This window comes from Geobacillus sp. FJAT-46040 (assembly GCF_002335725.1).
Classification (GTDB): domain Bacteria; phylum Bacillota; class Bacilli; order Bacillales; family Anoxybacillaceae; genus Geobacillus; species Geobacillus thermoleovorans.
This window is the reverse complement of the sequence record NZ_NISS01000001.1, coordinates 2,573,650-2,585,610: the sequence shown is the minus strand read 5'-3', so window position 1 is coordinate 2,585,610 and position 11,961 is coordinate 2,573,650. Positions and strand designations below refer to the sequence as shown.

The following is an 11,961-nucleotide window of genomic DNA, read 5'->3' as shown; positions in this document are numbered from 1 at the left end:
GCGAATGGATTTATCGAGGTCTAGCTGTATTAGTGGTTGGTTGTCCGTGTGCGTTGGTTATTTCCACGCCTGTTTCGATTGTAACTGCCATTGGAAATGCAGCGAAAAACGGTGTGTTAATTAAAGGTGGTATTTATTTAGAGGAAGCAGGAAACTTAAAAGTGATTGCTTTTGATAAAACAGGAACATTAACAAAAGGTGTTCCTTCCGTCACCGATGTAGTCACTTATAATGGCAATGAAAATGAACTAATGACCATTACAGCAGCCATTGAAAAAGGCTCACAACATCCACTTGCTTCCGCCATTATAAGAAAAGCAGAAGAAGATGGATTGAATTTTAATGATTTATCTGTTGAAGAATTCCAATCCATTACAGGTAAAGGGGTCAAAGCCAAAGTAAATAACGCAATGTATTATGTCGGAAGTCCAAGTCTTTTTGAAGAACTTCTTCCAAATGGCATCCAATCAGAAATAAAAGAACAAATTACAACCCTTCAAACACAAGGGAAAACGGTCATGATATTAGGGACGGAAAAAGAAATTCTGGCGTTAATTGCCGTGGCAGACGAAATAAGAGAATCATCCAAAGAGGTTATTCGAAAACTTCATCAAGTCGGTATTGAAAAAACGGTAATGTTGACAGGGGATAACCAAAGAACAGCCGAAGCCATCGGAAAACAAGTCGGCGTTTCCGATATTAAAGCCGATTTACTTCCAGAAGATAAACTGAATTTCATCAAAGAGCTTCGTGACAAGCATCAAAGCGTGGCGATGGTTGGAGATGGTGTGAACGATGCACCAGCTCTTGCAGCTTCAACCGTTGGTGTGGCAATGGGTGGTGCTGGAACCGATACAGCCCTAGAAACAGCCGATATTGTCTTAATGTCTGATGATTTAAGCAAATTGCCATATACGATTAAATTGAGCCGCAAAGCTTTAGCGATTATTAAGCAAAACATTATTTTCTCTTTAGGGATTAAGGCATTGTCATTACTGTTAATTGTGCCTGGTTGGTTAACGCTATGGTTAGCGGTATTTGCCGATATGGGAGCAACATTACTCGTAACATTAAACAGCATGCGATTGCTAAAAGTTAAAGAATAGGCTCTTCACCACAAGTGGCAGTGCATGATAAGGAGCGCTGAACGTGAGCATTTCGTCTCTCATTTTGCTTTTGTTGATCATGTCGATCGTGTTGCTCGTGTATGGTGTTGTCCAAAAGAGCAAAGCCGCCAAACGGATCGCCTTTGGTCTCTTCATAGCATCGGTCGGATTAGCGGGTTTTGTCGTGTTTCTCATCGGTTATATGTAACGGAAAGCCAAAGCCGAACACGCTGTTCTGTGTGTTCGGCTTTGCGTTTGCGGCGATTCAGATGGGGATCATTGGGGGAGATGGGGCTCGCGCTCAAGGCCTCAAGGACTGGCATTAGGGGACCGTTCGAGGCGGATTTCTCTGTCTTGCCTCATCTATCATTTTTGGGCTTCAAAGTTATTTTTAAAAAAGCGAAGAAAGTCGTTCATTTTTCTACACGAGGACAAGCGTAGGGAATATAAAGAAAATGCAAAAAAGAATGATATATGAAAAAATTATTGAAGCTGAAATGTGTAATATTTATAATATTACTGTAGATGAGCATTTTTCATTACAATAATTTCCATGGTTAGAGAGACAAACAGGGTACCCCTTACGCGATACGGAGCTGTTTTTTGATCACATCAATGGGAATATCTTGCTTCGCAGCGTCATAAATGAACTCGACGACGCTGTGGTCTTTCCGCGACCGAAGAAGCTCCAGCCCGGTGGAGAGGTTTTGTCGGGATTCGGCGATGCTGTACACGCAGGCCAACAGCACCACCGCCCAATACCGTTTCACCGCCCGAATGTGGCGAACGCGGTATCCATCCAGCTTCAGTTGATCTTTCGCCTGCCGGAAAAAGCACTCGATCGTCCAGCGCTGGGCGTAGTAACGCAAGATGTCTTCGTCCCCGAGTTCCCGGTCGGTGCTCAAGATGCAATGAAGATGTTCCGGCGCCATCGGCTGATCCGCCTTCCAAGCCAGCAGCACCACCGCGTCATCGAGGCCATGGATGGCCCCCTCATAGCGATACACGCGATAACGCTCCTGCCCCACCGTGACGAGGCGGGTGTCTTTGGACTCGATATAGCGGGCAAACTGCTTGGCTTGGATGGCGATGCCTTTCGGGTAGAGAATCCGGTTCGTCTTGAGCATCGCGATGACATGGAATCCCTGTTTCAGACAGGCTTCGATGAGCTTTTTGGACGGATACCACGAATCCATGAGCACATACACCGGCTGAGCCCGCTTCACCTTGAGCGAGGAAAGCATCTCGATCGCCAGGTCGATCTTGCTTTTTCCCGCTTTCTTGTCATACAGGCGGAACGCAAATGGGAACGCCTGCGTGAAGGTGTGCACCATCAGCCAAACGAGCGAATGCCCCCAGACCGATTGATGATCTTTATGCGAGTAGTGCCAGTCGCACCCTTGAATGGCGTGCACAGCCCGTGACGAAGGCTTTGTTTTTTGGCAAATCGTATCATCAATCGAAACAAAAAGGGGTTGATTCTTCCGTTTGGCCAGTCGTTCGACCTGGGAAAGGATCCACTCTTGAAGCTTCCCAAGCAGCCTTTCCTCGTTCCAAGGGCTTTTCGTGAAAAAGTGACTGAGCGTCGTTCGATGATTCGGATGAAAGCTCCAGTAATGAATATCAGTCAATGTTCCCGAGAATCCCTTGGTGGTCAAGGCATCGACAATATGAATGAGATGCTTGATGACCGGTTTGGAAAGCTGCAGCGTCAACCCCAGCGTGAAGAAAAACTTGTGGATTCCTTGGTGATGTGCTAATCTATTCATGAGACATGAACCTCCTTGTGTGAATGGGTTTTGAACACATCTATTTTACCCAAGGAGTCCGGTTCATGTCTCCTTTTTTGTTTAGTTGTCAATTTATGTCAGTGAATTTGCTCATCTACAGTAATATTATTTAAGTTTTGTGTTGTACAACAAAAATAATCAGCTGGCATAGGAGGGATTGGGTTGATTGAAAAGCTTGTAGAAACGGTGAACGGGTGGCTATGGAGTCCTTTTTTGATTGCATTCATTGTTTGTTGTGGTTTGTATTTTAGCATTCGCACCCGTTTTCTGCAAATCCGCCATGTGAAAGAGATGGTCCGGCTTGTGACGATGGGGAAAAGCTCTGAGGCCGGGGTGTCTTCTTTCCAGGCGTTGACGATGTCGTTGTCCGGCCGCATCGGCGTCGGGAACGTGGCCGGGACGGCGACGGGGATTGCGTACGGGGGGCCGGGCGCGGTCTTTTGGATGTGGGTCATCACCTTTATCGGAGCGGCGACGGCGTATGTCGAGTCGACGCTGGCGCAAATTTATAAAGAGGAACAAGACGGACAGTACCGCGGCGGTCCGGCTTTTTATATTGAAAAGGGCCTTGGCTGGAAATGGTTTGCGGTTGTGATTGCCGGGGCGATTATTCTCTCGATGGCGGTGCTGATGCCGGGAATTCAAGCAAACTCGATTGCCGACAGCTTTTCGAATGCGTTTGGCATTCCGAAATTGGTGACGGGAATTTTCGTGATTGCCGTTCTTGGCTTTACGATTTTTGGCGGAGTGAAGCGGATCGCGAAAACGGCGGAAATTGTCGTGCCGTTTATGGCAGTTGGCTATTTGTTGGTCGCGATTGCCATTATTGCGGCCAATATTGAAAAAGTCCCGGATGTGTTTGGTTTGATTTTCAAAAGCGCGTTTGGCGCTGATCAAGTGTTTGGCGGTATTCTTGGTTCGGCGGTGATGTGGGGGGTCAAACGCGGCCTTTATGCGAATGAAGCGGGGCAAGGGACGGGCGCCCACCCGGCAGCGGCGGCGGAAGTGTCCCACCCGGCGAAGCAGGGGCTTGTGCAGGCATTTTCGATCTATTTGGACGTGTTCTTGATCGTGACGGCGACGGCGCTGATGATTTTATTTACTAACCAGTATAATGTCATTAATGAAAAAACCAAGGAGCCGATTGTCGTCAACCTTGAAGGGGTAGAACCGGGCGCAGGGTATACGCAGGCGGCGGTGGACACGCTCTTCCCGGGATTCGGGTCGGCCTTTATTGCGATCGCTCTGTTCTTCTTCGCGTTTACGACGATGTACGCCTATTACTATATTGCCGAGACGAACCTCGCCTATTTGGTGCGCAGTGAAAAGAGGGGAATGGCCTTCTTTGCCTTGAAGCTCGTCTTTTTGGCGGCCACATTCTATGGAACGGTCAAAACGGCGACGACGGCGTGGGCGATGGGCGACATCGGGCTTGGCATCATGGTGTGGCTCAACTTGATTGCGATCTTGTTGTTGTTTAAACCGGCCTATATGGCCTTAAAAGATTACGAAGAACAGCTGAAGCAAGGCAAAGATCCAGAGTTCAATGCGTCAAAATACGGAATCAAGAACGCGACATTTTGGGAAAATGGGTATAAGAAAGCTGAAGAAAATAAAAAGGAAGCTTTATAACGGTTGCTTTGCCGAAGCAGTCCGTGTTTAGGCTGCCTAGTACGTGAATAGCAATGATTCTCAAGTGGAGGGTGTTCCGTTGCTTTTGGGACACCCTTCCGATTTGTGCACTGCGCGCAAGAGAGGAAAGGACCCATCTTCCCGTTCTCCTTCCTCACAGAGTGATAAGAGGCATGCAGAGATATCCATCGCTTGAATCGCCTTTGCGTCTCCGCGAATACGATGCGATTTTGTCGTCATCAGGGCTTTTCGTCTGTTTCCACCCACTGCTTTTGGTGTTAAAATCAAACGGAAAGTTGAGCGAGGGAGATGCATTTGGAAAAACCGGCCGAGCGGCCGGTTTTTGCGGAAATCAATGGGCTGTTTTCCGAATGTCATGGACGATTTGCGTCAGTGCTTCGTTGATCGGCGTCACTGGTCTGCCGAGCAGTTTTTCGAAATCGTTGCTTTCGACTTCTAAGGAGCCTTCCCGGATGCCGCGTTGGATGTCAACGAGAAACGACACGAGCGGTTCCGGCAGACCGGCGTTTTTCATGATGTCGGCATAGGCAGCGTCATCCACTTGTTGCACCGGTACTTCTTTGCCTAGGACAGCGCCGAGGGCGGCCGCTAGTTGTTCTTGGGTCATCAGCGGGCCGGACAGCTCGTAGATCGTGTTTTCATGACCGCTTCCTGCCAAGACGGCGGCTGCAGCTTCCGCGTAGTCTTGGCGAAGAGCCCAGCCGACTTTTCCTGCGCCCGCCGACGTCACCCAAGGCGCTCCTGCCAAAACGGCTTGAATGGTTCCGATTTCATTTTCCAAGTACCAGTTGTTGCGTAACAACGAATACGGGATGCCTGTTTTGATAATAGCTTCTTCCGTGACCCGATGCACTTCGGCAAGAGAGAGACGGCTTTCGCTTGCCTTCGCTAGACTTGTGTACGCAACGAATCCGACTTGGGCGCGTTTGGCCGCTTCAACTGCATTTGTGTGCTGGCGGATTCTTGTTTCATTGTCCCCATCCGTCGAGATGATCAATAACCGGTCGATGCCTTGGAAGGCAGTGTCCAGTGTTTCCGGACGGTCGAAGTCTCCGTGGCGAACATCGATTCCTTGAGCGCGAAAATGTTCGGCTTTTTCCGGTTGGCGGACGCTGACGGCGATTTGGTTGGCGGGCACGGATTTCAGCAGCGCCTCGACCACTTTTGTGCCGAGTTTTCCTGTGGCGCCGGTGACTAACAGTTTCATTGTGCTGAACCTCCTTAGGGATTTTTTGTTGTAACTATTTTTGTTACAACGGTGGTGTAAAAAAAAGCCCTTGAAGAGCTTTTTTATTGAAATTTGGCAATCAGTTGACCCACGGTCGTTTGCGCTAGGCGCCGTTCCATGGCGAATTGGGCTTCTTTGAGCTCCGCTTGTAGCACAGCCTCAATGTTTCGTCCGACCGGGCACTCGATATTCGGAGCGTCATGGATACGAAACAGTTGATCCGCTTCGGTCGCGTTGACCGCCCGGTACACGTCAAGAAGGGTAATGTCATCCGGAGACTTCCGCAGCGAAGCACCGCCTACGCCAGGCCGCACTTCGACAAGCCCCGCCTTCTTTAGCATGCCCATAATTCGGCGGATGATGACAGGGTTCGTATTGACGCTGCGGGCGATAAACTCCCCGGTGCAATCGGTTGAACTGACCGCAATCAGGCAAAGAATATGAACCGCAATCGAAAAGCGTGTGCTGATTTGTTTCACTATGTAACACCACCGTTGTAACTATTATAGTTATATCGTGTTAAAAAAGTCAAGTCCTTTCGTAGCTGCAATGGACGAGCCTTCCATGTTTTTTATGGCCAGAAGAAAATGGAAACAACCTAAGCGATGGCGATTGTTTATATCTTTCCCATTGGTTAGGAGGATACGACTGTGCATCGCCAGCTTAGGCTTTTCTTTTTATACGGTTTGGGGAACACTGTTCCATTGTGCGAAGTTTCTTTGGATTCGTCCACTGATCGTGTACAATACATAAAGGGTGACAACATCGTTCATCTCGGAAGGAGGAAAGCCATTGACAGACAGCGGAAAACAATCGTTCATTACGGACATTCATCAGTTGGATAAAAAAGGAGCGGGACAAGCGGTCGTTTGGCAGGAAGAAGAAGGGAGGAGAAAAAAGCTCAAACTCACTGTTCCGTCCACGCTTCCTGGTGAAAAGGTGCGGGTTTTGATCGATTGGCCGAAACGCCGGAGGGCCCATGCCCGAGTGGAAGAAGTGATCGAGCGGCATCCAGAGCGGCTCGATCCGCCGTGTCCGCACTTTGACCGCTGCGGCGGCTGTGTCTGGCAGCACTGGCGCTATGAGGGACAGCTGCGGCATAAGACCGAACAGGTGAAGGCGCTGCTTGCCCAGCACGGATTTGATCCGGACGTTGTGCGCGAGACGATCGGGATGGAACATCCGTGGCATTACCGCAATAAAATGGAGTTTACGTTCTCTCCTGAGGGCCTGCTTGGACTGCACGAGCAAGGGAATTTCCGGCAAGTGGTTTCGTTGGAGACATGTCTCATTGCCGGCGAGAAGATCGTCAAAGCCGCTATGGAAGTGGCGCGTTGGGCGCGCGATCATCAGCTGCCTGGGTATCACAAAGACACCCATGAAGGGCTGCTTCGCCACGTCATGGTGCGCGAGTCGTTTGCGACAGGAGAGGTGATGGTGGCGCTCTTTGCGACCGAGGCGCCGGAAGGGGAGTTGAAAGAAGCGGCGGCTGATTTGACGGAGCGGATCACGAAGGCGCTCCCGGACGTGAAAAGTTTGCTTTGGCTGGAGAATCGGGCGTGGGCCGACCGCACCCAGGCGGAACGAACGCACGTGCTGGCCGGACGGGATTTCATTTACGATGAATTGTGCGGGTTCCGCTACCGTCTTTGGTTTGATACGTTTTTCCAAACGAACCCGGTGCAGGCGGCCAAATTGGTTGAACTGGCGTTGGAGATGGGCGAGCCCAAGCCCCATGAGAAAATGATCGATCTCTTCTGCGGAGTCGGCACGTTTTCCTTGCCGTTCGCCAAGCGGGTGAAGGCGTTGGCGGGCATTGAAATTGTGGAAACGTCGATCGAGTCGGCGAAACGAAACGCGAAAGACAACGGCGTTGACAATACGTACTTTTTGGCGCGGGATGCGCGGCGCGGGATTGATGACGTGTTGGAGCAGTTCGGGCGGCCGGAGCTGCTGCTTTTGGATCCTCCGCGTTCTGGCGCAGGCGGAAAAGTGATGCGCAAAATCGGCCGGGCGCAACCAAAGCGGGTGGTGTATGTCTCCTGCAATCCGGAGACGTTTGCGTCAGACATTACGGAGCTAGTCTCGTTCGGCTATACATTGAAAACCGTCCAGCCGGTGGACATGTTTCCGCATACGGCCCATGTCGAGTGCTGTGCGTTGCTTGTGAAATCATCATGAGGAAAAGCTCGCTCCCTTAACCAGAGGGAATCGGGCTTTTTTATTACGATTGCCTGCGGCGCGATTTCTGGTTTCCACTCCTTGGTGGCGAGCGGCACGACAGCTAAGCAGCTCGACAACGAACGAAGCGGCCGTTTTATCGCCTACGGTGGGATGTTGATTGAAGGATTTTTGGCAGTGATTGTTGTCTGCTCGGTAGCGTATTTGACGACGGAGCAGTTCACACAGCGACTCGTTGAGCTGGGTGGGCCGATTCCGGCTTTCTCTGCCGGTCTTGGGTATTTTATGAGCCATTTCGGAATCCCAGAAGCGGCAGGTACGACCTTTGTCGCTCTGGCGGCTTCAGCTTTTCTCATGACAACGTTAGATTCAGCGACACGGCTTGGGAGATACGGTGTGCAAGAGTTTGCGGAAGGAAGATCCAAGACGTTTGCCAACCCTCATATAGCAACAGGAGTGATCGTCGTCGGTGCGGCGGCGCTGGCGCTCTCGGGAACGTGGAGCGATTTATGGCCGCTGTTCGGTTCTGCTAACCAAATGCTTGGTGCGTTGGCGTTGCTGGCCGTCAGCGTCTGGCTTGTAAAAAAAGGGACGAAGTCGTGGTTTACGATCATCCCGATGATCTTTATGTTTATTGTGACGCTTTCTGCATTGCTCGTCTTCATGAGAACGAATTTCTTAAACGGGAATATTTTCCTTGTGGTTTGTGGGTTTATCTTGTTTGTCTTGTGTATCTTCCTCGTCATTGAAGCGTATCGCTCCTTTACGAAACCGAAAGATAAAGATACGACGGTCAAAGCGTAATAGAGTAAGGTGATGCTGGAGTTGCTGAACATCCCCTTTCGGTAGACGGTTGTCTATTGAAGGGGGATTTGTTCTAGAGGGGGAGAGGAGGGGGCTAGGAGCTTTATAAAAGTTTTATAAGTTTTCTGTAACGGTGAAGAAGACGTCAGTATTATTGGCAGAGCTTGTGCCTTGTCTTTGAACAAGATGGCGACACATGGCGGTTAGTTGGGACTGTTCATGGTCAAATGGACGGTGTAAGTTCCCCCTGCTTTCCTCGCTCAAAAAAGCTCTATGTTCGTCAAAACAGTAATGGCGTAAAACTCGCGAGAGAGTCAAGTGGTTGACCTGTTTCATTATGGGACAAAAGAGGCCGATGGCCCCTTTTGCTTTTTCGGTTCAGCTATGTCGACGAATGGCATTGGCCAGCAATTGCGGCAACGATGCGATATCGTTCGGCCCATAGGTGAAACGGACGAGTGTTTCGTCCATGTCAAGCGCCTCGGCGAGCAATCCAGCGAATCCGCGCGCTTTACGGTCGATTTCCAAAATGGCTTCCACTCCATGTTCGGACACAAAGAAGATGGCCTCCAATTCATCAAGGCGGCCTCGAAAGGCTCCCCCTGTCGGGCGAAATTCGAACTCTTGGACAAACGGCAGCCGCCGTTGCCAATAGCGCGGTGCTTGTTCGCATTGCACATCACGGAGGCGGAATCCTAATTGGCGGGCTGCCTCGAGAAACGCTGCGACGAGCGGGTGCGGTTCGATGGTGAGGTAGTCCCGGTCTTGCGGATCAAGCGCCATTTTAATGTCAAGGCCGGTTTGCAGCCACACTTTGGAAGAGCCGAGCGTGACCGGTACGTCGTATGGCAAGGCGAATTGGAACGGGATCGTTTTTGTTTCATTCGGCCCGATTGTCATCGAGTCAGACACTTTGTATCGGGCGAGCACGGCTTTTTCTTCGACTTTCTTATCATCGATTTCGCGAATATACGTCGTTACTAAGGCTAGATAAATTTCATCAATGCGCTGTTCGACGCTGCCGCCGCGAACCTCGACGACTCCTTCGACCGTTTCCCCTTGGGCGTATTGCGCTTTGGAAAGTTTCGTATCGACCGTAGCGGACCCGATGCCGATGGAGCTTAGCAGTTTTTTGAACAATCGATTCTCCCCCTTGTTGATTAGTTTCTTCCTCATCCGGGAATACGCAGCGTCTAGTAAAAAGGTTCCATTTTTTATCCGGTTATAGACGATGAGAACATAACCGCTGTCGATTAAGTTTTCTGATATGTGGCCGCCCACGACACCAAGGCTGATCAATTCATCATCCGCTATCCCTTCCTTCTTCTGTTTATCCATTGTTAAGGGTAACATAATGCCTAAGGGAGTTCCACTATTTTGGAAAACAAGACGGTTTTTGCTAAAATAGCGCATATGGATGAGAAAGGCGGATCAGCAATGAAACGGGTTATCCACGTCGTTGGGGCAGTCATCTGCAATGAACAGGGAGATGTTTTATGCGCATTGCGAGGGTCAAATATGTCGCTGCCGAACGTTTGGGAGTTCCCTGGAGGCAAAGTGGAAGAAGGGGAAAGCCCAGAAGCGGCTTTAGTTCGGGAAGTTCGTGAGGAACTTGGCTGCACCGTTTCGGTCGGCAAGCTGCTGGCTGATGTGTTTCATGAGTATGAACACGCCATCGTTCATTTGCGGACGTACGAAGCTCGCCTTACTGATGGGGAGCCGCGGGCGCGGGAGCATGCCGAGCTTCGGTGGGTGCCGCTCTCCCAGCTTCGTGACCTTAGATGGGCGCCGGCCGATCTCCCTACCGTTGAGGCGCTGTTGGCGAAGAGTCGCTCATAGCCGAGAAAGATGTCGGTTCGGGGAATGGGGCGTCGACTCTATTGAAAGAAAAACGGTTTTTCCCGGAGGAAGAACCGTTTTTGATTCGCGCTATGGTCTACAATGTGAACCTTTGAACGGATGTCCGCAAATCTTCGGCCATTTTAGCGAGCATTTGCGAAGATGATGTGATCTCTTCCATAGAAGCGAGCTGTTCTTCAGCAGATGCTGCAACTTCTTCGGATGTGGCGGCATTTTCCCGCGCGATACCCGCTAACTGATGGGCGGATGCGGTGACTTGCTGGGTGCCGGCTGAGATTTGCTCAGCAATCGCGGAGATTTCCTCGATTTGCGGGGCTACTTCTTTCATATTTTGGACGATTTGTAAAAAGCGTTGGGCTGTTTGCGTAGAAATGTGAAGGCCACCTTCAATATTTTCGGTCACACGGGACATATATCGGACCACTTCTGTTGTGCTTTGTTGGATTTTCCCAATCAATTCCTCGATTTGTTTCGTGGATGATTGCGACTGCTCGGCAAGTTTTCTCACTTCATCGGCGACAACGGCAAATCCTTTTCCATGCTCGCCGGCTCGAGCGGCTTCAATGGCTGCGTTTAGTGCCAGCAAGTTTGTTTGGTCGGCGATGGTGCTGATTACATCAAGGATTTTCTCAATTTCTTCAGAACGTTTTTCTAATGATTTCACTCTTTTGTCAACTACCCCCACTTCGCGAACGCTTGAAGTGGGGGCTTGCCACTCCCCAGAAGTGCAAACGGACTTCGTCCTCCTTCCTTGACTTGGGGTTGCATCAGGGGGCAGGTTGACGACTACCCAACGACGCAGGTCATGCCTGCATCGTTACCGATTCTCTCGGTGTGTCTGTTGGCAGTACTTGGCTTCCACACACAACAGACAGACCTACGCTCGATGTTTTACGGTTGCAACGTTTCCTGCAACCAACTCCATCCATCGAGCAGCCGTTATTGGAGTGCCTTTATTGAACGGTTTTCTCCATGCCTTTATTATATCATACACAAAAGAAAGGGGGAACGCACATTCCTCTCCCACTTACTCCCTTTGGTCGTTGAAGTGGGAGTCTCCTGCGCGAAATAGGATGAATTAATGGCGCATCCTGGTTGATATTGCAAATATATAGTAACATGTTTTTTGGGTAATTTAAATTACTATTTTTCTTCTTTTTGTAAAACATATAGCACTTTTTTACTATTTGTCTCTTCTTTGCCATAGTTCTGAAAGAAGACTCCCGCTTCAAACGCGTGAAAGGCAAAGACGCGCAGTCAGCGGGAAGCGCATGTCAGTTGGCGTCAATTGAAAACACGTGATTGCGGGAAAATCAACGCGAACAAGCCTGTTGACAGC

The 11,961-nt window shown here is 50.0% G+C and carries 10 protein-coding genes and 1 pseudogene; 6 read left to right on the top strand and 5 right to left on the bottom strand.

Annotated features, from left to right (window positions below; translation table 11 throughout):
- Positions 1-1,106, top strand: a 1,106-nt coding sequence (locus tag CD000_RS13815) for a heavy metal translocating P-type ATPase (RefSeq protein WP_143425285.1), incomplete at its 5' end; no start/stop codon positions are given.
- Between the two features lie 43 nt (positions 1,107-1,149).
- A complete protein-coding gene (locus tag CD000_RS18890) occupies positions 1,150-1,314 on the top strand; it encodes a hypothetical protein (protein WP_198962513.1) in 165 nt (54 codons plus the stop codon).
- Between the two features lie 373 nt (positions 1,315-1,687).
- Here CD000_RS18890 and CD000_RS13810 read toward each other — a convergent pair whose 3' ends face one another.
- Positions 1,688-2,875 carry an IS701 family transposase gene (locus CD000_RS13810; RefSeq protein ID WP_012748853.1) on the bottom strand — a complete coding sequence of 396 codons (1,188 nt, stop codon included), beginning with the start codon at positions 2,873-2,875 and terminating at the stop codon, positions 1,688-1,690.
- Between the two features lie 183 nt (positions 2,876-3,058).
- On the opposite strand from CD000_RS13810, the gene CD000_RS13805 reads away from it, so the two are divergent.
- Complete coding sequence (locus CD000_RS13805) at positions 3,059-4,528, top strand: alanine/glycine:cation symporter family protein (RefSeq protein ID WP_096225876.1); 1,470 nt, start codon at positions 3,059-3,061, stop codon at positions 4,526-4,528.
- A gap of 352 nt (positions 4,529-4,880) precedes the next feature.
- Here the strand turns inward: CD000_RS13805 and CD000_RS13800 are convergent, their stop codons facing one another.
- Together CD000_RS13800 and CD000_RS13795 are read right to left on the bottom strand one after the other, a co-directional pair.
- Entirely contained in the window at positions 4,881-5,756 is an 876-nt protein-coding gene (locus tag CD000_RS13800; protein ID WP_055358813.1) for an SDR family oxidoreductase, read from the bottom strand.
- A gap of 83 nt (positions 5,757-5,839) precedes the next feature.
- A complete protein-coding gene (locus CD000_RS13795; protein WP_096225875.1) occupies positions 5,840-6,256 on the bottom strand; it encodes an Rrf2 family transcriptional regulator in 417 nt (138 codons plus the stop codon).
- A gap of 313 nt (positions 6,257-6,569) precedes the next feature.
- On the opposite strand from CD000_RS13795, the gene rlmD reads away from it, so the two are divergent.
- Both rlmD and CD000_RS13785 read left to right on the top strand, forming a co-directional pair.
- A complete protein-coding gene (gene rlmD, locus CD000_RS13790; RefSeq protein WP_096225874.1) occupies positions 6,570-7,958 on the top strand; it encodes a 23S rRNA (uracil(1939)-C(5))-methyltransferase RlmD in 1,389 nt (462 codons plus the stop codon).
- Positions 7,959-7,997: 39 nt separating this feature from the next.
- Positions 7,998-8,762 (top strand): annotated as a pseudogene (locus CD000_RS13785) (carbon starvation CstA family protein); the annotation flags it as partial.
- A gap of 378 nt (positions 8,763-9,140) precedes the next feature.
- Here the strand turns inward: CD000_RS13785 and CD000_RS13780 are convergent.
- Entirely contained in the window at positions 9,141-9,902 is a 762-nt protein-coding gene (locus tag CD000_RS13780; RefSeq protein ID WP_096225873.1) for a sporulation protein, read from the bottom strand.
- Between the two features lie 297 nt (positions 9,903-10,199).
- On the opposite strand from CD000_RS13780, the gene CD000_RS13775 reads away from it, so the two are divergent.
- Entirely contained in the window at positions 10,200-10,601 is a 402-nt protein-coding gene (locus CD000_RS13775) for a (deoxy)nucleoside triphosphate pyrophosphohydrolase (RefSeq protein WP_047819207.1), read from the top strand.
- Positions 10,602-10,698: 97 nt separating this feature from the next.
- Here CD000_RS13775 and CD000_RS13770 read toward each other — a convergent pair whose 3' ends face one another.
- Positions 10,699-11,286 carry a methyl-accepting chemotaxis protein gene (locus CD000_RS13770; RefSeq protein WP_233130455.1) on the bottom strand — a complete coding sequence of 196 codons (588 nt, stop codon included), beginning with the start codon at positions 11,284-11,286 and terminating at the stop codon, positions 10,699-10,701.
- Positions 11,287-11,961 lie beyond the last annotated feature (675 nt).